Here is a 21332-nt window from a genome sequence, read left to right as displayed (position 1 = left end):
GTCGGCGGTTGACCCGTCCACGGTAGTTGCCGCGACCGGCCCCGCAGGACGGCGGCCGGAGGGCGGGACCTCCCTGGCCGACGCTCGTGCTCTGCCCACCGTGGTGGGCAGAGCACGAGCGTCCGCGGAACACGGGTCAGCCGGGTCGCCCCGCATCGGTGTCCGGCAGGTAGACCCCCGGCTCGTCCAGGGCGTGCACCCACACCGGTGCCCCGGCGATCTTCACCTCGGCGGCCGACAGTGCCCGGCGGTACGCGCCGACGCCGTCCCAGCGGGTCATCAGCGCCCACAGCTCGGGGTCGTCGGCGCAGCGGCCGAGCTCGCCGTCCCGGAAACCGGGCCGTGCCGCCAACACCGCCAGCAGCGCCGAGACGTCGGCGGCCAGACCGCCCGCCTCGGCCTCGGGCACCCGCAGCCGGGTGACAGCGAACACGATCAGACCCCTTCCTCGGTCCGGCCCCGTCCCGTGGCCCCCTCCCGGGTACCACCCCGAGCGTGCGAGGGGTGGGCAGGAGGGGGTCCTTCTGCCGAGCGTGCGAGGGGTGGGGAGGACGGGGTCCTTCAGGCGCTGCCGAAGCGGCGCTGCCGCGAGGCGTACTCCTCGCAGGCGGCCCACAGGTGCCGGCGGTCGAAGTCCGGCCACAGGGTGTCGAGGAAGACGAACTCGGCGTAGGCCGACTGCCACAGCAGGAAGTTGCTGGTGCGGTTCTCCCCCGAGCTGCGCACGAACAGGTCGACGTCGGGCATGTCCGGCTCGTCGAGGAAGCGGGCGACGGTCGCCTCGTCGACCTTGCCCGGGTCGAGCCGACCGGCGGCGGCCTCGCGGGCGATGGCGGCCGCGGCGTCGGCGATCTCGGCGCGGCCGCCGTAGTTGACGCACATGGTCAGCGTCAGGACGTCGTTGTCCCGGGTGAGCTCCTCGGCGACCTCGAGCTCCTTGACCACGCTGCGCCACAGCCGGGGACGGCGGCCGGCCCAGCGCACCCGCACGCCGAGCTCGCGCATCTCGTCGCGGCGGCGGCGGATCACGTCGCGGTTGAAGCCCATGAGGAAGCGGACCTCCTCGGGGCTGCGCCGCCAGTTCTCGGTGGAGAACGCATAGGCGCTGATCGCCTTCACGCCGAGCTCGATGGCGCCCTCGACGCAGTCGAACAGCGAGGACTCCCCCGCCTCGTGCCCCGCCGTGCGCGGCAGCCCGCGCTGCCTGGCCCAGCGGCCGTTGCCGTCCATGACGATCGCCACGTGGCGGGGGATCCGGTCGACCGGCAGCTGCGGCGGCCGGGCGCCCGAGGGGTGCGGGTTCGGGGCCTTCACCGCACGGTGCACGACCTCACGCCTCACGGGCGCAGGCTCGCTTCCGGGCGGGGGACCGGGGAGTCGGCGCGGTCGACGAGCGGCAGCGAGCGCAGGCCGCGCTCGAGGTGCCACTGCAGCAGGGCGGCCACCAGCCCGCTGCCCTCGCGGCGGGTGCCGGCCTGGCTGGCCTCGGCGCGCGCCCAGTCGCCGGTGAGCAGGGCGTCGAGCAGCTCGACGGTGACCGGGCCGGGCGTCGCCGAGCCGGGCGGGCGGCAGGCCGGGCACACCATCCCGCCGGCGGGCACCGAGAAGTGCCGGTGGGAGCCCTCCTCGCCGCACCGGGCGCAGGCGGACAGCGCCGGCTCCCACCCGGCCACCGACATGGCGCGCAGCAGGAAGGCGTCGAGCACCAGGCCGGCCGGGTGGGCCCGCTCGGCCAGCGCCCGCAGCGCGCCGACGACCAGCAGGAACAGCCGCAGCGAGGGCTCCCTCTCCTCGGCGGTCAGCCGGTCGGCGGTCTCCAGCACCGCGCTGCCGGCGGTGTAGGCCGGGTAGTCGCCGACGATCGGGGGGCCGTAGGAGCGGATCGACTCGGCCTGGCTGACGATGTCGAGGTTGCGGCCGGTGTAGAGCTGCAGGTCGACGTGGCTGAACGGCTCCAGGCGGGCGCCGAACTTGCTCTTGGTGCGGCGCACGCCCTTGGCCACCGCCCGCACCTTGCCGTGCCGGCGGGTGAGCACCGTGACGATCCGGTCGGCCTCCCCCAGCTTCTGGGTGCGCAGGACGACGCCCTCGTCGCGGTACAGGGACCTCGGCGTGGTGCTCACTCAGTACCCCAGCCGGTTGAGCTTCTTGGGGTCGTCCTGCCACTCGCCGAGCACCGTGACGTGCAGGTCGAGGTGGACGCGGGCGCCGAGCAGCGCCTCGATGCCCTGCCTGGCCTCGGTGCCGATCTGCTTGACGACGTGCCCGCCGCGGCCGAGCAGCATCGGCTTCTGGCTGGGGCGCTCGCAGTGCAGCAGCGCGTGCACCTCGACCAGCTCGGCTCCGGGGCGCTTGGGGTCGGGGCGCCGGATCATCTCCTCGACGGTGACGGCGAGGGAGTGCGGCACCTCCTGGAACACCTTCTCCAGGGCGGCCTCGCGGACGAGCTCGGCGATCTGCCGCTCGACGTCCTCGTCGGTGGTCTGCTCCTCCGGGTACAGCGGTGGACCCTCGGGCAGCAGCCGGATGAGCAGGTCCTCCAGCAGGTCGACCTGGTCGCCGGAGACCGCGCTGACCGGCACCACCTCGGCGGCGTCCACGAGCTCGCTGGCGGCGACCAGCTGCTCGGCGACCTGCTTCTTCGACGCGGCGTCGGTCTTGGTGACGACGACGACCTTCGGTGCACTCACCGCGCGCAGCTGCCGGGCGATGAACCGGTCGCCGGAGCCGACCGGCTGGTCGGCGGGCACGCAGAGGACGACGACGTCGACGTCGGCCAGGGTGTCGCGGACGACGTCGTTGAGCCGACGGCCCAGCAGGCTCCTCGGCTTGTGCAGGCCGGGGGTGTCGACGAGCACCAGCTGCCCGCCGGGCCGGGAGACGACGCCGCGGATGGCGTGTCGGGTGGTCTGCGGGCGGTTGCTCACGATGCCGACCTTGTCGCCGACCATCGCGTTGGTGAGCGTGGTCTTGCCGGCGTTGGGACGGCCCACCAGACAGGCGAAGCCGCTGCGGTACGGCTGGTCCGGCGTGCTCACGGCGTCCAGTGTCCCATCGCGCTCCGACACCCTCGTGCACCCGACCGAGCACGGCCCCCGCAGGGTCCCGCTGCGGCCCCGTCCCGGGCCCGCTGGCCCCCTGCAGGGTCCCGCCGCCGGCCCCGTCCGGAGGCTCATCCCGAGCTTGCGAGGGATGAGAGGGACGGGGTCCTTCCATGGTGGGGGGCAGGGGGTCCTCTTACGAAGGGTGGGCAGGACGGGGTCCTTGCTCAGGCCCGGGCGCGGACGGCGCCGTCGGGGCCGGCGAGCAGCACCGGCGCCGACGGGGTGAGGTCGTGGACGGCGGCCAGCCCGTCCTCCTCGACCGCGTCGGCCGCCGACACGACGGCCGCGGCCTCCAGGCCCTCGACCCCGCTGGAGACGGCGGCGGCGACGGCGGCCTGCAGGGCGGAGAGCTGCAGCGACGGCAGCGACACGGTGGCGGCGACGTAGGTGCGGCCGTCGGTGTCCCGGACGGCGGCCCCCTCGGGTGCCCTGGTGCGGCCGCGCGCGGAGCGGGCGAGGGTGACGAGCTTGGCGTCCTCGGGCTGCACGTCGTCCACGACGGGTCAGCCTTCCACGGCGCCGGCCGGCTCCTCGACGCGGTCGGCCCCGGAGGCGCTGGCCCCGGACACGGCGGCCCCGGACACAGCGGCCCCGGAGGCGGTGGCCCCGGACACAGCGGCCCCGGAGGCGGTGGCCCCGGACGCGGCGGCCCCGGAGGCGGTGGCACCGGACACAGCGGCCCCGGACACAGCGGCCCCGGAGGCACGAGCCCCGGAGGCACGAGCCCCGGAGGTGGACGCCTCCTCGCCCTCCGGCTCGGCCGGCTCCTCCACCCGGCAGACCAGGAGGGTGTCGATCCGGTTGCGCCGGCCGCCGGTGCTCTCGGCGACCAGCCGCAGGCCGGTGACCTCGGTTTGCGAGCCCTCGATCGGCACCCGGCCCAGCTCGCGGGCCAGCAGCCCGCCGACGGTCTCGACGTCGTCGTCCCGGGGCAGCTCCACGCCGAACAGCTCGGCCAGGTCCTCGACCGGCAGCCGCGCGGTGATCCGCACCGAGCCGTCGGCCAGGTGTTCGACCGGCGGCCGCTGGAAGCGGTCGTGCTCGTCGGCGATCTCGCCGACGATCTCCTCGAGGATGTCCTCGATCGTCACCAGCCCGGCGAAGCCGCCGTACTCGTCGACCACGATCGCGATGTGGATGCGCTGGGCCTGCATGTCCCGCAGCAGCTCGTCGACCGGCTTGGACTCCGGCACGAACGTCGGCGGGCGCATGAGCTCCTCGACCCGCATCTGCTTGGTGTCCTGACCGCCCAGGGTGCGGCGGATGAGGTCCTTGAGGTAGACGACCCCGACGACGTCGTCGACGTTCTCGCCGATGACCGGGACGCGGCTGAACCCGCTGCGCATGGCCAGCGCGAGGGCCTGGCGGACGGTCTTGGTGCGCTCGATCCAGACCACGTCGGTGCGCGGCACCATGACCTCGCGGGCGATGGTGTCGCCGAGCTCGAACACCGAGTGGATCATGTTGCGCTCGCCGGACTCGACGACGCCGCGCTCCTCGGCCATGTCGACCAGCTCGCGCAGCTCCACCTCGGAGGAGAACGGGCCGTCGCGGAAGCCCCGGCCGGGGGTGATCATGTTGCCGACCAGGATGAGCAGCGTGGCCACCGGCCCGAGCACCCGGCCGAGCAGCCGGACGACGCCGGCACCGGCCAGGGCGGTGCCGTAGGCGTGCTGGCGGCCCAGGGTGCGCGGGCCGACGCCGACGAGCACGTAGCTGACCACGGTCATCACGCCGGCCGCGGTGAGCACCGTCTGCCAGCCGCCGCCCCACAGCCGGTAGAGGACGACGGTGACCAGCACCGCGGCGACCATCTCGCAGGCGATCCGCAGCAGGAGCAGCAGGGCCACGTGCCGGGCCCGCTCGGCGACGACGTCGGAGAGCACGCCGGCCCGCTTGGCGCCGTCCCGGCGCATCTCGTCGACGCGGGCCTTGGAGACGCGCTGCAGCGCCGCGTCCATGGCGCCGAACAGGCCGGCGAGCGGGATGAGGCAGACGGCGATCACCAGCAGGGTGATCTCGCCGGAGGTCATCGCTGGACCGGCCCCCGCTCGAGGGCTCCGCCATCGGGGGCTCCGCCACCGGGAGCTCCGTCACCGGGAGCTCCGTCACCGGGAGCTCCGCCATCGGGGGCTCCGTCACCGAGGGGGTGGCCCGTCATCGGGGCGCGCGGCGCGGAGCGCCAGCCCCCGATCAGCTTCGACTGGAGGCCGAACATCTCCTTCTCCTCCTCGGGCTCCATGTGGTCGTAGCCGAGCAGGTGGAGCACGCCGTGGGTGGCGAGCAGGACCAGCTCGTCGTCCATCGTGTGGCCGGCGGCCCGGGCCTGGCGGACGGCGACCGAGGGGCAGAGGACGACGTCACCGAGCAGCGCCGGCCCCGGGTCGGGCTCGTCGGGACGGCCGGTGTCGAGCTCGTCCATGGGGAAGGCCAGGACGTCGGTCGGCCCCTTCTCCCCCATCCAGCGCTCGTGCAGGGTGCTCATGTAGTCCGGATCGACGCACAGCACCGAGAGCTCGGCCATCGGGTTGACGCCCAGCTCGGCGAGCACGTAGGTGCAGACCGCGGCCAGCGAGGACTCGTCGACGGCGATCTCGGACTCGTTGGCGACCTCGACGGGCATGCCGGTCAGCTCCCCTGCCGGCGCGGCCGCGACGGGCGCACCGGCTGCTGGGTGACGGCCGGCCGGTCCGGCCGCTGGCCGGCGTCCCAGCGCTCGTAGGCGTCGACGATGTCGCCGACCAACCGGTGGCGGACGACGTCGGAGCTGGTCAGGTGGGCGAAGTGCACGTCCTCGATCCCGTCGAGGATCTCGCGGACGATCCGCAGCCCGCTCTGCGCGCCGCCGGGCAGGTCGACCTGGGTGACGTCGCCGGTGACCACGATCTTGGACCCGAAACCGAGCCGGGTGAGGAACATCTTCATCTGCTCGGCGGTGGTGTTCTGGGCCTCGTCGAGGATGACGAAGGAGTCGTTGAGGGTCCTGCCCCGCATGAAGGCCAGGGGCGCGACCTCGATGGTGCCGGACTGCATCAGTCGCGGGATGGACTCCGGGTCGACCATGTCGTGCAGCGCGTCGTAGAGCGGCCGCAGGTAGGGGTCGATCTTCTCGCTCAAGGTGCCGGGCAGGTAGCCCAGCCGCTCGCCGGCCTCCACCGCCGGACGGGTGAGGATGATCCGGTTGACCTGCTTGGTCTGCAGCGCCTGCACCGCCTTGGCCATGGCCAGGTAGGTCTTGCCGGTGCCGGCCGGGCCGATGCCGAAGACGATGGTGTGCGCGTCGATGGCGTCGACGTAGCGCTTCTGGTTCAGCGTCTTGGGTCGGATCGTGCGCCCGCGACGGCTGATGATGTCGAGGGACAGGACGTCGGCCGGCCGCTCGGAGCCGCCGGCGCGCAGCATGCCGATGACCCGGCGCACCGAGTCCGGCCGCAGCGCCTGACCGGTGCCCAGCAGCGCGATCAGCTCGTCGAAGACGGCGACGGCGAAGGCGTTCTCGGCCGGCGGCCCGGTCACCGCGATCTCGTTGCCGCGCACGTGGACGTCGGTGTCGACCTCGTTCTCCACGAGGCGCAGCAGCTCGTCGCCGGAGCCCAGCAGGGCGACCATGGAGACCGAGTCGGGGACGGTGATGGTGGTCCGGACCGCGGCCGGGGCGCTGTCCCCGAGGTCGGACGCGGACCGGGCGGGCACGCCGAGGTGGCCGTCCACCGCTGCTGCCTGTGCCGAGGCCTCACGCGATGCGGGGACTGCCGGCACGGGGACGTTCGAGGAGGAGTCGGGCAAGAACCCTCGACCCTGCCTTCCTGCTACGACAGATGCGGACCGGTCGAGTCTACCCGTGCCAGACCCCGCGAACCGCCGTCCGCAACGGTCCTCACCGTCCCGCGTAGGTGGCCTTCCCCGGTCCGTCGGCGAGGAACGACGCCACCGCCCCGCGCAGGTCCTCGGTGGCGAAGAGGGCACCGGAGACGTCGGGCACCAGGTCGTCGGCGGCCCGCGCGCCCTGCCGGACGGCGGTGGTCACCAGCCGCTTGGTGGCCGCGTGCGCCACCGTGGGGCCGACCGCGACCCGGCGGGCGTACGCGCGGGCGGCCTCGGCGAAGCCCTCGTCGGGCAGCACCCGGTTGACGACGTCCCACCGCTCGAGCACCGCCGCGGGGTAGCGCTCGCCGGTGAAGACGAGCTCCTTGGCCCGGGCGGGGCCGGCCCGCTCGGCCAGCCGCTGCGGCCCGCCCATCGACGGGGTCAGCCCGACGACGATCTCCACCAGGCCGAACGACGCCCTCTCCGAGGCGAGCAGGACGTCGCAGGCCAGGGCCAGCTCGAAGGCGGCGGTGAGGGTGAGCCCGTGTGCGGCGAAGACGGTGGGCACCGGCAGGTCCTCGAACGTCTGCGCGATCCGCAGCAGCCGTCGCCACAGCTGCGCACCGCGCTCGGTCGGCTCCGGGCCCTCGGCGATGTCGCGGAAGACGGTCACGTCGACCCCGCCGGAGACGACCCTGCCGCGCGCCTCGACCAGGACCGCCCGCGCACGCTCGGCGTTCCCCGGATCGGTGAGCGCGACCAGCTTGTCCGCGACCGCCTCGACCGCGTCGAACACGGCGGCGTCGAAGAGGTTCAGCGGCGGGTTGTCGAGGACGACGACGGCGACGTCGCCGTCCCGCTCGATGCGCACGGGCGCGGTCTCGGTCATGGCGGCAGCCTGGCAGGTGGGCGCCGGCGCGGGACAGGCGGTGGCGGCGCCGGATCCGGGTAGGACGGGCTCGTGACCCACCGTTCCCCCTACGTCCTGACCTCGGCCGCCGTGACCGCCACCGCCGTCGTCGGCGGGGTCGGCACCGCGGTCGGCAGCCGCTGGTACCGACAGCTCGACAAGCCGGCGTGGCAGCCGCCGGGAGCCGTATTCGGCCCGGTCTGGACGACGCTGTACGCGCTGCTCGCCCTCGCCGGCGGCCGCGCCCTCTCCGTGCCCGGGCCGGGCAGCGACCGCTACTTGCGGGCCTTCCTCGCCAACCTGGTGCTCAACGCCGGCTGGAGCTGGCTGTTCTTCCGTGCCCGGCGGCCGGCGCTGGCCACCGCGGAGGCCGTGCTCCTGGCTGCCTCGACGGCCGACCTCGCCCGCCGGTCCTGGGCGCGGGACCGCTGGTCGGGTGCCGCGCTGCTGCCCTACGCGGCGTGGACGTCGTTCGCCGCCGTGCTGAGCGCGACGATCGCCCGGCGCAACCGGCGCTGAGCGGTCCTGCGCTCAGCCGGGCGGCCAGGTCAGGTCGCGGCCGCCCAGGACGTGCAGGTGCACGTGCGGCACCGACTGCCCCGCCTGCGGGCCGGTGTTGGTGACGACGCGGTAGCCAGGCTCCACGCCGTCCTCGGTCGCCAGCCCCTCCTGGACCGCCACCGCGGCGGCGGCCCGGACGACGGCGGCCAGCAGGTCGGGGTCGGCCTCGGCCAGGGCGGCCACCGTCGGGTGGTGCTGCTTGGGGACGACGAGGACGTGCGTGGGCGCCTGGGGGTTGATGTCGCGGAAGGCCAGCGTCCGGTCGGTCTCGTGGACGACGGTGGCCGGCACCTCGCCGGCCACCATCCGGCAGAACAGGCAGTCAGTCACGGGAGCCGACCCTAGGAGAAGGACCCCCTCGCCCCCCACCGGAGAAGGACCCTCCTGCTCCTCACCGGAAAGGACCCCGTCCTCCCCACCCTTCGCGAGCTCAGGGCGGTGCCCTGGACGGGGCCGGGGGCCCTGCAGGAGGGCCGGCGGCGGGCCCCTGCGAGGGGGCCGAGCCTGGGCCAGGATGGCCCGGACCCGTCCCCCGTCCCGGAGGTGTCCCGTGCCCGTCCCCTCCCCCCGCTCGAGGACGTAGTGGCCACCCGTCGCGCCGCCCGGTCGGGTGGCCTCCGGACCCAGCCCCTCCCCGCGTTCTCCCGCCGCACCCTCCTGGCCGGCGCCGGCGTCGCGCTCGCCGCCGCGGTGTCGTCCGGTAGGACGACGATGTCACAGTGTCACCGCCAGCGGGTGCGGGCGGAGAGGGCGGCCAGCGCGGCGGCGCCGGCGGTCGAGGTGCGCAGCACCTCCGGGCCCAGGCGCACCGGGCGGGCGCCGGCGGCGGAGAGGGCCACCACCTCGCCGTCGGTGAGCCCGCCCTCGGGGCCCACGACGACGGCGACCGTGCCCTGGGCGGGCAGGTCGAGCCGGGCCAGCGGGTGGCGGGCCTGCTCGTGCAGCACCAGCGCCAGGTCGACGTCGGCCAGGGCGCCGCAGACCTGGCGGGTGGTCATCACGTCGGTGACCTCGGGCACGCGGGGACGGCGGGACTGCTTGCTGGCCGCCCGGGCCGCGGCCCGCCACCTGGCCAGCCCCTTGGCGACGCGGTCCTCCCGCCAGCGGGTCACGCAGCGGGACGCCGCCCAGGGCACGATGCGGTCGACGCCGAGCTCGGTGGCCAGCTCCACCGCCAGCGGCCCGCGCTCGCCCTTGGGCAGCGCCTGCACCAGCACCAGCTCCAGCGCCGGCGGCGGCACCTCGTACCGGGCGGAGACCCGCACCCGCAGCCCCTCGGGGCCGGCCGTGGCCACCTCGCCCTCGGCCACGGTGCCGCGGCCGTCCCCGACCCGCACCCGCTCGCCCGCGGCCAGCCGCAGCACGTCGACGGCGTGCCGGCCCTCGGCGCCGGCGACCAGCAGCTGCGCGGTGTCGGGGAGCTCGTCGAGGAGGAACAGCGGCGCCCCGTAGAGCTCGGGCACCCGGGCGTCGGTCGGGACGGTGCTCACCGCGACGACCAGCTCACTTGAACAACCGGGAGAAGAGCCCGCCCTGCCCCTCGGAGGAGGAGCCCGGGCGGTCCTCTCCGCGCAGCGCCGCCAGCTCGCGCAGCAGCTTCTCCTGCTCGGCGTCCAGCCGGGTCGGCGTCTCCACCTCCACGTGCACCAGCAGGTTGCCGCGCCCGGTGGCCCGCAGCCGCGGCGCGCCCTTGGCCCGCAGGGTGAGCACGCTGCCCGACTGCGTCCCGGGCCGGACGTCGACCTCCTCCTCCTGGCCGTCGAGGGTCTCCAGGGTGAGGGTGGTGCCGAGCGCGGCGGCGGTCATCGGCAGGGAGACCCGGCAGTGCAGGTCCTCCCCGTCGCGGGTGAAGACCGGGTGCGGCCGCTCGGCGATCTCCACGTACAGGTCGCCGGCCGGTCCGCCCCCGGGACCGACCTCGCCGTGGCCGGTGAGCCGGATCCGCATGCCGTCCTCGACCCCGGCGGGCACCTTGACCGGGATGGTGCGCCGGGCCCGGACCCGCCCGTCGCCGCCGCACTTCGGGCACGGCTCGGGGATCACCTCGCCGGTGCCGCCACAGGTGGGGCAGGTGCGGGTGGAGACGACCTGGCCGAGGAACGAGCGCTGCACGCTCTGCACCTCGCCGCGACCCGAGCAGGTGGTGCAGGTGGTCGCGTGCGTACCGGGCGCGGCGCCGCCGCCGACGCACACGTCGCAGAGGACGGCGGTGTCGACGGTGATGTCCTTGGTGGCGCCGAACACCGTCTCGTCGAGGTCGAGGTCGATGCGGATGAGCGCGTCCCCGCCGGGGCGGACGCGGCTGCGCGGGCCCCGGGTGGTCGCCCCGCCGCCGAAGAAGGCGTCCATGATGTCGCCGAGCCCGCCGAAGCCGGTTCCGCCGAACGGACTGCCCGCCCCGGCGCCGGCGGCGGTGTCGAACGGGTCGCCGCCGAGGTCGACGATGCGGCGTTTGTCCGGGTCGGTCAGCGCCTGGTAGGCGCGGCTGACCTCCTGGAAGCGCTCCTTGGCCTCCGGGTCGGGGTTGACGTCGGGGTGCAGGTCCCGGGCCAGCCGCCGGTAGGCCTTCTTGATGTCGGAGTCGCTGGCCCCGCGGGTCAGGCCCAGCACGCCGTAGTAGTCGGTTGCCATCGAGATGTCTCAGCCCTCAGCTCTCGGCCAGGATCTGGCCGACGTAGCGGGCCACGGCGCGCACCGCGGCCATGTTCGTCGGGTAGTCCATGCGGGTGGGGCCCACGATGCCGAGCCCCCCGAGCGCGCGCTCACCGGAGCCGTAGCCCACGGAGACCACCGACGCCCCGGAGAGCGCCTCGTGCGCGTTCTCCTCGCCGATGCGCACGAGCACGGCACCGCCGGTGTCCACCTCGCTGATCAACCGCAGGACGACGACCTGTTCTTCCAGCGCCTCCAGCAGCGGGCGCAGGCTGCCGGGGAACTGCATCGCCTCCCGCGCCAGGTTCGCCGTCCCGCCGACGACCAGGCGGTCCTCTCCCGGCTCGACCAGCGTCTCGACCAGGGCCGCGCCGACCGCGGCGACCAGGGACCGCAGGTGCGGCGGCGCGGTGTCCAGCAGGTCGGGCACCTTGCTGGCGGCGTCGGCCAGCTGCGCGCCGCCGAACGCGGTGTTCAGCAGCGCCCGCAGCTCGGCGACGTCGTCCCGGTCGACGTCGACCGGGCAGTCGATCAGCCGCTGCTCGACCCGGCCGGTGTCGGTGATCAGCACCAGCAGCAGCCGGGAGCTGGCCACCTGGACGACCTCGAGGTGGCGCACCGCGCTGCGCGACAGCGTCGGGTACTGCACGACGGCGACCTGATGGGTGAGCTGGGCGAGCAGCCGCACCGTGCGGTTGAGGACGTCGTGCAGGTCGAGGGCGCCGTCGAGGAAGCGCTCGATCGCCCGGCGCTCGGCGACCGAGAGCGGCTTGATCGCCGACAGCCGGTCGACGAAGAGCCGGTAGCCCTTGTCGGTGGGCACCCGCCCGGCGCTGGTGTGCGGCTGGGTGATGTAGCCCAGCTCCTCGAGCACGGCCATGTCGTTGCGGATCGTGGCCGGCGAGACGCCGAGGTCGTGCCGCTCGGCGAGGGCCTTGCTGCCCACCGGGTCGTTGGTCGAGACGTAGTCCTGCACGATCGCCCGCAGGACCTGCAGGCGGCGGTCGTCGTGCGCCACGGTGACACCTCCCCGTACCGGTCGACGCGTCGTGCGACCCCCCGCGGGAGGCCGCGGCGCCCGGGGCCGGCGCCCGCCGACGCTGGCACTCGCACGGACGGAGTGCCAGATCAGCATACTTGACGGACCCCTGGAAGGACCTCGGTTCCCCCCACCACTCGCAGGCTCGCGGCGGGCCCCTGAACCGAGGCCGTCCGACCGCTCGCACGCTCGCGGCGAGCCTCTGGACGGGGCCGCCGGGGCGCGGCGCGGGGTCGATAGGCTCGGCGGAGGAGTTCGGTGCCCACGGGGCTCGTGCGGGCGGAGGTCGAGGCGCTGATCTTCAAAGCGGTCCGGAACGGCCGGCCCTATCCCGACCACGGTCTGTCGACGCGGGACTGGGCGATGATCCCGCCGCGGCAGATCCGGCTAGACACCCTGACCACCACCCGGCGCGAGCTGGCGCTGGACACCCTGCTGGCCGACGACTCGACCTTCTACGGCGACCTGTTCCCCCACGCCGTCCAGTGGCACGGCGAGCTCTACCTCGAGGACGGCCTGCACCGGGCTCTGCGGGCCGCGCTGCAGCAGCGCACCGTCATCCACGTCCGCGTGCTCGACCTCGACGGCCTCGTCCCGCCGGGCCGGACTGATCGGCACGGCGCTCACCGGTCCCGCGGGCCGTGAGCAGGTCGCGCGGGTGACCGCGACGTCGTCAGGCAGGAACTGCACGGTCTCGGCGGGGGCGGGGACCCGCTCCGCCGGTCCCCTGCAGGCAGAAGGGCCCCGTCCTCCTCACCACTCGCAGGCTCGCGGCGAGCCTCTGGACGGGGCCTGGCTGCCGAGCCTGCGAGGGGTGGGGGGCAGGGGGTCCTCACCCGGTCAGCTCCCGGACGACGGCGTCGGCCAGCAGCCGCCCGCGGTCGGTGAGCACGGCCCGGCCGGCCGCGTGGGCGCCCGGCTCGAGCAGCCCGCGGACCACGGCCTCCGCGGCGCGGGCCCGGCCGGCGGCCGACAGCGCCGTCAGCGGCAGCCCCTCGCGCAGCCGCAGGCCGAGCATGACCGTCTCCAGCGCGCGGTCGGCGTCGTCGAGGAGCTCGGCGTCCTGCGCCGGGCTCTCCCCACGCAGCAGCCGGCCGGCGTGGGCGGCCGGGTGCTTGACGTTCCACCAGCGCAGCCCGCCGACGTGGCTGTGCGCGCCCGGGCCGACGCCCCACCAGTTGGCGCCGGTCCAGTACAGCTCGTTGTGCCGGCACCGGGCGGCCTCGCCCCGCGCCCAGTTCGACACCTCGTACCACTCGAAGCCGGCCGCGCGGAGGGTGGCGTCGGCCTGCTCGTAGCGGTCGGCGAGGACGTCGTCGTCGGGCATCGGCAGCTCGCCGCGGTGTATCCGGCGGGCCAGCCGGGTGCCCTCCTCGACGATGAGGGCGTAGGCGCTCACGTGGTCGACGGGGGCGTCGAGGACGGCGCCGAGGGAGGCGGCCCAGTCGGCGTCGGTCTCCCCCGGCGTCCCGTAGATCAGGTCGAGGTTGACGTGCGCGAAGCCGGCCCCGTGCGCCTCCCGCGCCGCCTCGACGGCGCGGCCGGGGGTGTGCCGGCGGTCGAGGACGGCGAGCACGTGCTCGGCCGCGGACTGCATGCCCAGGCTGATCCGGGTGAAGCCGGCCTCCCGCAGCCGGGCCAGGACGGCCGGCGTCACGGTCTCCGGGTTGGCCTCGGTGGTGACCTCGACGTCGGCGGCGACCGGGAACAGGTCGCGGATGGTCGCCAGCACGGCGGCGAGGTCCTCGGCGGGCAGCAGCGTCGGGGTGCCGCCGCCGACGAAGACGGTGGCGACCGTCGGCAGGTCGGGGCCGAGGGTCGCGGCGGCCCGGTGCAGCTCGGCGATCGCGGTGCCGGCGTACTCGGCGCGGCTGGCGCCGGGGCCCAGCTCGTCGGCGGTGTAGGTGTTGAAGTCGCAGTAGCCGCAGCGGGTCGCGCAGAAGGGCACGTGCACGTAGAGCCCGAACGGCGTGGTGGCCAGGCCCTCGCGGGCGCGGTCGGGCAGCTCCAGGGACCGGCCCGGGGTCTCCAGCAGCGGCAGGGCGGTGGTCATCCGCTCCCAGTGTGCTCTCCCCGTCCCGCCCCCGGCAGGATGCGGGGCGTGACGTCCGACCAGGTGCTGCAGGTCTCGGTCTCCCGCGGGGTCGCCACCCTCACGCTGGACTCCCCCGCCAACCGCAACGCGCTGTCCCGGGTGATGCGCGCGCAGCTGCGGGCCGCGCTCGCCCACGCGCTGGCCGACGACGCGGTGCGGGTGGTCGTGCTCGACCACACCGGGCGGGTCTTCTGCGCGGGCATGGACCTGTCCGAGGCGGCCGGGGGTGCGGCCGGGGACCAGGGGGTGCGCGAGTTCCCCGCGATCCTGGAGACCGTCTGGCGCTCGCCCAAGCCCATCGTCGCCGTCGTCCGCGGGCCGGCGCGGGCCGGCGGAGTGGGGCTGGCGGCGGCCTGCGACGTGGTCGTCGCCGGGACGTCGGCGACGTTCGCCTTCTCCGAGGTGCGCCTGGGCATCGTGCCGGCGGTGATCTCCGCCGTCGTCCTGCCGCGGATGCTGCCGCACGCGGCGCACCGGCTGATGCTCACCGGCGAGGTGTTCGACGCGGCCGCCGCGGCGGCCGGTGGGCTGGTCGACCGCTGCGTGTCCGACGACGAGGTGGACGCCGCCGTCGCCGCCCAGGTCGGCGCGCTCGCGGCCGGTGCGCCCGCGGCGCTGGCCGAGACCAAGCGGCTGCTGCGCGCCGGCGGCCTGCGCGGCTCGTTCGACGACCTGCTCGACCTCTCCGCCCGCTTCTTCGCCTCCGACGAGGGGCAGGAGGGCATCGCCGCGTTCCGCGAGAAGCGCCCCGCCCGCTGGGTGCCCGCGGCCGACTGAGGTCCGCGGACGCTCGTGCTCTGCCCACGGTGGTGGGCAGAGCACGAGCGTCCCGAGGTCACCGCACGTAGCCCGCGATCACCTGCCCCGAGCTCCGGACGCCGTCGACGAGCGGGCGTGCGTGCTCCGCGAGGCCGGTAGCGGCTGACCCGCGGGGGCTCAGTCCTCGACGACCACCTGGTCGAGGCCGGCCTCGGGGGCGGGGAACTGCGGGTCCATCGCCTCCAGCGTGTCGGCGATGGTCCGCGCGATCACCAGGTTGCGGTACCACTTGTTGTCGGCCGGGACGACGTACCACGGTGCGACGTCGGTCGAGGTGTTGGTGATCGCCTCCTCGAACGCGGCCATGTAGTCGTCCCAGGACCGGCGTTCGCGCAGGTCGTTGGCGGAGAACTTCCACCGCTTGTCCGGGTCGGCCAGGCGGCTCTCCAGGCGGCGCTTCTGCTCCTCCTTGGAGATGTGCAGGTAGAACTTGAGCACGGTCACGCCGCTGAGGGCGAGGGCGTGCTCGAACTGGTTGATGACCTCGTAGCGGGGTCGCCAGACCTCCTCCGGCACCAGCCCCTTGACCCGCACCACGAGCACGTCCTCGTAGTGCGAGCGGTTGAAGATGTGGATCATGCCCCGCGGCGGGACCCGCTGGTGGTAGCGCCACAGGAAGTCGTGGCCGGACTCCTCGGCGCTGGGCGCCTTGAACGACCAGACCTGGCAGCCCTGCGGGTTCACGCCCTGGAAGACGTGCTTGATGGTGCCGTCCTTGCCGCCGGTGTCCATCGCCTGCAGCACGAGCAGCATGCTCCGGCGGTTCTCTCCGTAGAGACGGGCCTGCAGGTCCGCGATGCGCTTGCGCTGCTTCTCCAGCTCCGGGACGACCTGCTTCTTCTTCTGGTAGTGCTCGGACTCGTCGGGGTCGACCTCGGCCAGCCGGACGCCGGTGCCGGGCTCGACCCGGTAGCGCGGGTAGTCCGGCTCCGGCGGCGGCTCGTCGACCACCACCTGCTCGGGCCGGACGGTCCGCGCCCGGTCCTCGGTGGCCGCCGCGGCGGCCGCCCGCGTCCTGCCGGAGGCAGCGCCGGCGGTCCTCCGGCTGCCCGTGGTGCTCGTACCGTCGGTCATGCAGCACCCCTTCCCGGATCGGCGGCCCCGTGAGCGGGGTGCTGGCACCCTATGCCGGGCCCCTCGCGGCGGCGACCGTCCGAGCGCCGGCAGAGCCTGCTATCAGAAGTGCTATCATGACGCGTGCCCAACGTGCTGATCCGGGACGTCGACCCGGACGACCTCGAGCTGATCCGGTCGGCGGCTGCCGCACAGGGCGTCTCCCTGCAGGCTCTCCTCCGGGACGCCGTTCACGCACGAGCTGCCCACCTGCGCCGCAGGGAGGCCCTGGTCCGGATGGCTGAGCGCCTCGAGGGTCGCCCGGCGGTACCAGCCGGCGAGCGCGAGGCGGTGCTGGACGCCATCGACACCGCCCATGCCGAACGTGGCGACCGGCTGAGCGACCACGCTGCTCCGTGATCGTCGATGCGTCGTTGGTCATCGACGCCGCCGCGGATCCGGGACCGCTCGGAACGGCGGCTCGCGACGCCCTCGCCGCCCTCCCGGCCGCCGAGGAGCTCACCGCCCCAGGACACTTCGCGGTCGAGGTCCTGTCCGGCCTGTGGACGGCGGCCCGTCGCCCCGGTCACCCTCTGCGGCCTGAGGACGTGCCGCAGACCCTCCTGGATGCGGCGGCGTTGGGCATCGGCATCGAGGCCACGCCGTGGGTCGATGTGCATCGGGCCTGGGAACTCTCCCGGGGATCGCTGAGGTACGCCGATGCCGTCTACGTCGCCGCGGCCGAGCGCCACGGGGACACGGTGCTCACCACCGACGCCCGCATCGGACGTTCTGGGGCACCGACGAGATGCGAGGTCTGCACCGTCGTCCCGCCGGCCGGCTGACGACAACGTGTCTGGTCGCGCGGACTAGCGCAGTCGGCGGGTGTTGTCCGGCAGCCGCTCGGTGATCCCGCGGGCGTCGAGCCGCTCCATGAGCGGCACGGCCACCCGCCGGGTGGTCCTCCACGCCGAGCGGGCCTGGCTGAGGGTGAACGGCGCGGCCAGCCCGGTCAGCCGCTCGCGCGCGACCTGCTCCACCCCGGGCGCCAGGTACACCCCGTCGGCGACCTTGACCAGCTGACCGTCGCGGACGGCGGCGGCCAGCTCCCGCGGGCCCAGGCCGGCGGCGGCCAGGTCCGGCGCCTCCGGCGCGGCGAACGGGTCGGCCGCCAGGCGGGCGCGGAGGTCGTCGACCGCCCGCTGCACGGCCGGCGGCAGCCCCGCGGTCGCCGCGGCCACCCGACCCTCGCGCAGCGCCAGCGGCGGACGGACGACGGCGGGGACCAGCTCGGGGCCGGGCAGGTCCAGGGCCCGCTGGACGACGGCGACCGGCGGGCCGGCCTCCAGCGGCCGCAGCCGCCGGTAGCGGGTCACCACGTCCGGCAGCGCGGCGGCCAGCTCGTCGACCAGCCCGGGGGCGAGCAGCCACGGCCCGACGGCGGTCGCGCCCTCGGGGACCGGCCATCCCATCGCGGCGAAGTCCGCGGCCCGGACCACGCGGCGCCGGGCCAGGTCGGCGGCGGCGCCGGCCGCGCCCGCGGGCTGCCCGGCCAGCTCGGCGCCGCGCCGGCGGGCCGCTCCACGGCGGCGCAGTTCCGGCGGGTCGACGTCGCGGACGTCGGCGCCGAGCACCCGCCGGGCGCCGGGGTCGCGCAGCAGCAGGCGGTCGCCGACCCGCAGCGGCAGCGGCGTGACCAGCCGCAGCCGCACCGCCGTCCCCTCCAGGGGCCGCAGCCGGGCGCCCACCGCGGCCGAGCCGACGTGCACGACCGCCTCGGCCGGCAGGCGCTCCTCGGGCTGCCGGTCGAGGGTCACGTCGAGGTCGGCGGTGGAGCGGAACGCGCCCGGGGTGAGCAGCGCGTCGCCGCGGGCCAGCTCCTCCACCGCGGTGCCACGCAGGTTCAGCGCCACCCGCGCGGTGGCCTCGGCCCGCTGCACCGGTCGGCCCAGCGACTGCACGCCGCGGACGCCGACCTCGCGGTCGCCGAGCTGCAGCCGGTCGCCGGGGGCGACGCGCCCGGCGGCGAGGGTGCCGGTGACCACGGTGCCGGCGCCCTTGATCGGGAAGGCCCGGTCGATCCACAGCCGCACCGGCGCCTCGCGGTCGGGGGCCGGCAGCCCCGCGAGCACCGCTTCCAGCGCCGCGACGACGTCGGGCACGCCGGCTCCGGTGGCGGCGCTGACCGCCACGCCGGGCACCTCCCCCATCGAGGTCCCCGCCAGCCGCGCCCGGACGTCGGCCAGCACCGGCGCCGGGTCGGCGAGGTCGGCCTTGGTCACCGCCAGCAGCGCGGAGCGCACCCCGAGGGCGTCGAGGACGGCGACGTGCTCGGCGGTCTGCGCCGACCAGCCGTCGTCCGCCGCCACCACGACCAGCGCGGCGGGCACCGAGCCGACGCCGGCGAGCATGTTGCCGACGAACCGCTCGTGCCCGGGGACGTCGACGACCGCCAGCCGGCGGCCCGAGGGCAGCGTCGTCCAGGCGAAGCCCAGGTCGATGGTCAGCCCGCGGCGGCGCTCCTCCTCCCACCGGTCGGGCTCCATGCCGGTGAGCGCCCGGACCAGCGTCGACTTGCCGTGGTCGACGTGGCCGGCGGTGGCGATCACGTCCACGCCGTCACGTCCACGCCGTCACGTCCACGCCGTCACGTCCATGCCGTCGGGGGTCACCGGCACCGGATCGCCACCTCCAGCACCGCGGCGGCCAGCGCCTCGTCGTCCTCGGTGCGCAGGCTGCGCAGGTCGAGCAGGGTGCGGTCGCCGGCCAGGTACCCGACCACCGGCGGTGTGCCGGCGCGCAGCGGCGCGGCGAACTCCGCGGGCAGCGAGACGGCGGCGCTGGGCAGCGGGTGCTCGGGCGCCCCTCCCCCGCCGACCCGCGCCTCGGAGTCCACCGCCACCGCGTCCAGGCCGGCGGCGGCCAGCCGGGCGGCCAGCCCCCGGGCGCGGCGGCGCAGCCCGGCGACGTCGGCGGCGAGCATCTGCTGCACCGGCGGCAGCGGTCCGCGCAGCGTGGCCTCCAGCGCGGCCAGGGTGGTCTTGTCGACGCGGAAGGCGCGGTAGAGCGGGTGCCGGCGCAGCCGCTGCGCCAGCTCGGCGCGGCCGAGCACCAGCCCGGCCTGCGGCCCGCCCAGCAGCTTGTCGCCGCTGGCCAGCACCAGGTCGGCGCCGTCGGCGAGGGTGGTCTGCAGGTCTGGCTCGTCGGGCAGCACCGGGTGCGGGCGCAGCAGCCCCGACCCGACGTCGGCGACCAGCGGGACGCCGCTGCCGGCCAGCCCGGCGGCGAGCTCGGCCACCGGCACGGACCGGGTGAACCCGCGGACGACGAAGTTCGACGGGTGCACCTTGAGCACCGCGCCGGTCTGCTCGGACAGGGCGGCGCGGTAGTCGGCGAGGGTCACCCGGTTGGTCGTCCCGACCTCGCGCAGCCGGGCGCCGGTGGCCTCCAGCAGCTCGGGGATGCGGAACCCGTCGCCGATCTCCACCAGCTCGCCGCGGGCGATGACCAGCTCCCCGCCGAGCGCGGTCGCCGTCAGCGCGAGGGCGGCGGCGCAGTTGTTGACCACGAGCGCCGCCTCGGCCGCGGGGACGGCGGTCAGCAGCGCGGCGATCGCCGCCTCCCCGCGCGGTCCGCGGCGGCCGGTGACCAGGTCCAGCTCGACGTCGGTGGTGGCGCCAGCGGCGACGACCGCCTCGAGCGCGGCCGGCGACAGCGGCGCGCGGCCCAGGTTGGTGTGCACGAGGACGCCGGTGGCGTTGAGCACCGGCCGCAGGCTGCTCGCCGTCGCGGACAGGCCGGAGAGGACGGCGGGCACGGCGTCGGCGGGCGCGAGCGCGCCGTCCCGGATGCGCTGCTGCACCTGCGCGACGGCGGTCTTGACCAGCTCCCGGCCCAGCCGCGCCGAGGCCGCGGCCAGCTCGGGGTCGGCGAGCAGCGTGTCGGTGCGCGGCACGCGCCGCCGCGGATCGGCTCTCATCGGCGCCGAGCCTAGGGCGGCGGGGGCGGCCCGGTGGCGGACTGCCCCCGCCGCCCGGTCAGCAGGCGTTGCCCGAGGCCTGCGTGAAGGTGGGCTTGCCGCTCGTCGACCGGACCCGGGTCCGGTCGCCGAGCTCGGCCCCGCCGCCGGTGACCGACCAGTGCTGCTCGTCGACGGTGACCTCGGCGAGCTCGAAGGTGGTCTTGTACGGGGTGAACGACACGTGCTCGTTGACCGCGTACAGCGCCTGGGGCGCGCAGACGAACAGCGCGAGCGCCTGCTCGTGCACGTGCCGGTCGATCCGCGACGTCGTCCGGCGGCGCGTCGCTGCCGCGGTTGACGATGCCCACCAGCACGCGGTTGGCGTCGCAGACGACCAGCCGGGCGTGCGCGGAGTCCAGCACGCGCCGGGCGTCGGCCGGGGAGACCTCGGTGACGATGTCGACCTCGCCCTCGGTGTCGCAGACCAGCCGCAGCGCCTCGTCGGGGGTCAGGTCGTTGCGGAAGACGGCGCGCTCGATCCGCGGACCGCGGGCGGCGCGGTTCCAGTGGTCGAGGTTGGCCTCCAGCACGACCTGCGGGTCGCGCTGCTCGCTGTCGACGATCGAGGTCGCCCGGAACGGGGCGGCGCTCATGACCGCCAGGCGGGTGGTGATCGAGGAGGCACCCTGGACCAGGGTGAACGGACCGGTGCCCCACGGGCCCGGCTCGTCGATCACCTACCAGTGGCCCTCACCGGAGCCGAACTCCTCGTAGCCGAAGCCGGGGGCGTCCTTGCCGTTCCAGAACGCCGAGCTGGCGATGTGGAAGCCGCGGAACTCGCCCATGGCCAGCCCGTCGGGGCCGGGCAGGGAGAAGCGCACGGTGTGCTCGTCGACCACCTCGGCGGTCGACTCCGGCGCCGGGAAGTTCAGCCAGGTGCCCGGCGGGTGCGGGGCGGCCCAGCGCTGCATCTCGTCGAAGTTCTGCTTGATGCTGTGCGCGGTGCAGTGCTCGCCGTCCTGGAAGCGGACCCCGCGCCGCAGCTTCAGCTCCAGGGTCCGGTCGTCGAGCCACTGCGAGGACTCGGCCAGCGCGTACACGGTGCGGCCGGCCTCGTCGATGCGGATCGGCTCCTCCATGGTGTTCCAGGTGATGAACAACCAGTTCAGCGGCGAGGGGTCGACGACGTGGACGGTGCCGACCGCCGGCGGTGCGGTCATGTGAGCCCCCTGGGCTCGGGAGCGGCGCCGTCGACTCACCTGCCCGGACGCCGCCTGGCCCGGGACGTGGGACAGGCCACATCCCGAACAACGACGGTAGCGCGCCATCCG

Annotated in this window: 23 protein-coding genes and 1 pseudogene; 5 read left to right on the top strand and 19 right to left on the bottom strand. The window is 75.4% G+C overall.

Features of this window, described 5'->3' with window-relative positions; all coding sequences use genetic code 11:
* Window positions 1–136: 136 nt before the first annotated feature.
* The 9 genes from DQ238_RS18200 to DQ238_RS18160 all read right to left on the bottom strand — a co-directional run bounded on the left by DQ238_RS18200 (window position 137) and on the right by DQ238_RS18160 (window position 7800).
* Window positions 137–433, bottom strand: coding sequence for an antibiotic biosynthesis monooxygenase (locus tag DQ238_RS18200; protein ID WP_113782661.1), 297 nt, complete (start codon window positions 431–433; stop codon window positions 137–139).
* A gap of 128 nt (window positions 434–561) precedes the next feature.
* Window positions 562–1341 (bottom strand): isoprenyl transferase, encoded by a 780-nt coding sequence (locus DQ238_RS18195; protein WP_233496080.1) that lies wholly within the window; start codon window positions 1339–1341, stop codon window positions 562–564.
* Window positions 1338–2123: a DNA repair protein RecO gene (gene recO / locus DQ238_RS18190; protein ID WP_113782659.1), complete on the bottom strand. Its 786-nt coding sequence runs from the start codon at window positions 2121–2123 to the stop codon at window positions 1338–1340. Before recO ends, DQ238_RS18195 begins: the two co-directional genes overlap by 4 nt.
* Entirely contained in the window at window positions 2124–3038 is a 915-nt protein-coding gene (gene era, locus DQ238_RS18185; RefSeq protein WP_113782658.1) for a GTPase Era, read from the bottom strand. It abuts the gene before it with no gap.
* Window positions 3039–3268: 230 nt separating this feature from the next.
* Complete coding sequence (locus DQ238_RS18180; protein ID WP_113782657.1) at window positions 3269–3601, bottom strand: cytidine deaminase; 333 nt, start codon at window positions 3599–3601, stop codon at window positions 3269–3271.
* Window positions 3602–3607: 6 nt separating this feature from the next.
* The gene (locus tag DQ238_RS18175) at window positions 3608–5137 is read right to left on the bottom strand and encodes a hemolysin family protein (protein WP_305037577.1); all 1530 of its coding nucleotides are present in this window, start codon (window positions 5135–5137) and stop codon (window positions 3608–3610) included.
* Window positions 5134–5727 (bottom strand): rRNA maturation RNase YbeY, encoded by a 594-nt coding sequence (gene ybeY, locus DQ238_RS18170; RefSeq protein WP_233496079.1) that lies wholly within the window; start codon window positions 5725–5727, stop codon window positions 5134–5136. Before ybeY ends, DQ238_RS18175 begins: the two co-directional genes overlap by 4 nt.
* Before the next feature lie 5 nt (window positions 5728–5732).
* On the bottom strand, window positions 5733–6815 hold the full coding sequence (locus DQ238_RS18165; RefSeq protein ID WP_233496078.1) for a PhoH family protein: 1083 nt from the start codon (window positions 6813–6815) through the stop codon (window positions 5733–5735).
* Between the two features lie 166 nt (window positions 6816–6981).
* On the bottom strand, window positions 6982–7800 hold the full coding sequence (locus DQ238_RS18160) for an enoyl-CoA hydratase/isomerase family protein (RefSeq protein ID WP_113782692.1): 819 nt from the start codon (window positions 7798–7800) through the stop codon (window positions 6982–6984).
* A 72-nt stretch (window positions 7801–7872) separates the two neighbouring features.
* Between DQ238_RS18160 and DQ238_RS18155 the strand changes: the two genes are divergently transcribed.
* Window positions 7873–8340 (top strand): TspO/MBR family protein, encoded by a 468-nt coding sequence (locus DQ238_RS18155; RefSeq protein WP_113782656.1) that lies wholly within the window; start codon window positions 7873–7875, stop codon window positions 8338–8340.
* 12 nt (window positions 8341–8352) lie between these two features.
* Here DQ238_RS18155 and DQ238_RS18150 read toward each other — a convergent pair whose 3' ends face one another.
* From DQ238_RS18150 to hrcA, 4 genes are all read right to left on the bottom strand, one after another.
* Window positions 8353–8712, bottom strand: coding sequence for a histidine triad nucleotide-binding protein (locus tag DQ238_RS18150; protein ID WP_233496077.1), 360 nt, complete (start codon window positions 8710–8712; stop codon window positions 8353–8355).
* A gap of 392 nt (window positions 8713–9104) precedes the next feature.
* Window positions 9105–9872 (bottom strand): 16S rRNA (uracil(1498)-N(3))-methyltransferase, encoded by a 768-nt coding sequence (locus DQ238_RS18145; RefSeq protein ID WP_113782655.1) that lies wholly within the window; start codon window positions 9870–9872, stop codon window positions 9105–9107.
* A gap of 13 nt (window positions 9873–9885) precedes the next feature.
* Window positions 9886–11013 carry a molecular chaperone DnaJ gene (gene dnaJ / locus DQ238_RS18140; RefSeq protein WP_113782654.1) on the bottom strand — a complete coding sequence of 376 codons (1128 nt, stop codon included), beginning with the start codon at window positions 11011–11013 and terminating at the stop codon, window positions 9886–9888.
* A gap of 16 nt (window positions 11014–11029) precedes the next feature.
* Window positions 11030–12052 carry a heat-inducible transcriptional repressor HrcA gene (hrcA, locus tag DQ238_RS18135; protein WP_113782653.1) on the bottom strand — a complete coding sequence of 341 codons (1023 nt, stop codon included), beginning with the start codon at window positions 12050–12052 and terminating at the stop codon, window positions 11030–11032.
* Window positions 12053–12367: 315 nt separating this feature from the next.
* Here hrcA and DQ238_RS18130 point away from each other — a divergent pair.
* A pseudogene (locus tag DQ238_RS18130) lies at window positions 12368–12658 on the top strand (type II toxin-antitoxin system VapB family antitoxin); the annotation flags it as partial.
* A 247-nt stretch (window positions 12659–12905) separates the two neighbouring features.
* Here the strand turns inward: DQ238_RS18130 and hemW are convergent.
* Entirely contained in the window at window positions 12906–14126 is a 1221-nt protein-coding gene (hemW, locus tag DQ238_RS18125) for a radical SAM family heme chaperone HemW (RefSeq protein ID WP_113782652.1), read from the bottom strand.
* Window positions 14127–14174: 48 nt separating this feature from the next.
* Here hemW and DQ238_RS18120 point away from each other — a divergent pair, with 48 nt between their 5' ends.
* The gene (locus DQ238_RS18120) at window positions 14175–14945 is read left to right on the top strand and encodes an enoyl-CoA hydratase-related protein (protein ID WP_113782651.1); all 771 of its coding nucleotides are present in this window, start codon (window positions 14175–14177) and stop codon (window positions 14943–14945) included.
* A 159-nt stretch (window positions 14946–15104) separates the two neighbouring features.
* On the opposite strand, the gene DQ238_RS18115 is transcribed toward DQ238_RS18120, so the two are convergent.
* Window positions 15105–16061, bottom strand: a complete 957-nt coding sequence (locus tag DQ238_RS18115; RefSeq protein WP_113782650.1) for a polyphosphate kinase 2 family protein — start codon at window positions 16059–16061, stop codon at window positions 15105–15107.
* 123 nt (window positions 16062–16184) lie between these two features.
* On the opposite strand from DQ238_RS18115, the gene DQ238_RS22585 reads away from it, so the two are divergent.
* On the top strand, window positions 16185–16460 hold the full coding sequence (locus DQ238_RS22585; protein WP_147263112.1) for a hypothetical protein: 276 nt from the start codon (window positions 16185–16187) through the stop codon (window positions 16458–16460).
* Entirely contained in the window at window positions 16457–16885 is a 429-nt protein-coding gene (locus DQ238_RS18105) for a PIN domain-containing protein (protein WP_113782648.1), read from the top strand. Before DQ238_RS22585 ends, DQ238_RS18105 begins: the two co-directional genes overlap by 4 nt.
* Before the next feature lie 24 nt (window positions 16886–16909).
* On the opposite strand, the gene selB is transcribed toward DQ238_RS18105, so the two are convergent.
* From selB to DQ238_RS18080, 4 genes are all read right to left on the bottom strand, one after another.
* Window positions 16910–18655: a selenocysteine-specific translation elongation factor gene (gene selB, locus DQ238_RS18100; RefSeq protein WP_113782647.1), complete on the bottom strand. Its 1746-nt coding sequence runs from the start codon at window positions 18653–18655 to the stop codon at window positions 16910–16912.
* 53 nt (window positions 18656–18708) lie between these two features.
* Window positions 18709–20019 carry an L-seryl-tRNA(Sec) selenium transferase gene (gene selA / locus DQ238_RS18095; RefSeq protein ID WP_113782646.1) on the bottom strand — a complete coding sequence of 437 codons (1311 nt, stop codon included), beginning with the start codon at window positions 20017–20019 and terminating at the stop codon, window positions 18709–18711.
* Between the two features lie 58 nt (window positions 20020–20077).
* Window positions 20078–20308 carry a hypothetical protein gene (locus tag DQ238_RS18090; RefSeq protein WP_113782645.1) on the bottom strand — a complete coding sequence of 77 codons (231 nt, stop codon included), beginning with the start codon at window positions 20306–20308 and terminating at the stop codon, window positions 20078–20080.
* Window positions 20309–20738: 430 nt separating this feature from the next.
* On the bottom strand, window positions 20739–21221 hold the full coding sequence (locus DQ238_RS18080) for an ABC transporter substrate-binding protein (protein WP_113782643.1): 483 nt from the start codon (window positions 21219–21221) through the stop codon (window positions 20739–20741).
* Window positions 21222–21332 lie beyond the last annotated feature (111 nt).

The organism is Geodermatophilus sp. TF02-6, from assembly GCF_003319115.1.
GTDB lineage: Bacteria > Actinomycetota > Actinomycetes > Mycobacteriales > Geodermatophilaceae > Geodermatophilus.
Note: the sequence above shows the minus strand (reverse complement) of the source record. Positions and strands in the feature narration are given on the sequence as shown.

What these genes read in the sequence shown, in the direction of transcription:
- DQ238_RS18175 (WP_305037577.1), bottom strand. Translation starts at nt 5,137, where the DNA reads ATGACCTCCGGCGAGATCACCCTGCTGGTGATCGCCGTCTGCCTCATC.
- ybeY (WP_233496079.1), bottom strand. Translation starts at nt 5,727, where the DNA reads ATGCCCGTCGAGGTCGCCAACGAGTCCGAGATCGCCGTCGACGAGTCC.
- DQ238_RS18160 (WP_113782692.1), bottom strand. Translation starts at nt 7,800, where the DNA reads ATGACCGAGACCGCGCCCGTGCGCATCGAGCGGGACGGCGACGTCGCC.
- dnaJ (WP_113782654.1), bottom strand. Translation starts at nt 11,013, where the DNA reads ATGGCAACCGACTACTACGGCGTGCTGGGCCTGACCCGCGGGGCCAGC.
- hemW (WP_113782652.1), bottom strand. Translation starts at nt 14,126, where the DNA reads ATGACCACCGCCCTGCCGCTGCTGGAGACCCCGGGCCGGTCCCTGGAG.
- DQ238_RS18115 (WP_113782650.1), bottom strand. Translation starts at nt 16,061, where the DNA reads ATGACCGACGGTACGAGCACCACGGGCAGCCGGAGGACCGCCGGCGCT.
- selA (WP_113782646.1), bottom strand. Translation starts at nt 20,019, where the DNA reads ATGAGAGCCGATCCGCGGCGGCGCGTGCCGCGCACCGACACGCTGCTC.
- DQ238_RS18080 (WP_113782643.1), bottom strand. Translation starts at nt 21,221, where the DNA reads ATGACCGCACCGCCGGCGGTCGGCACCGTCCACGTCGTCGACCCCTCG.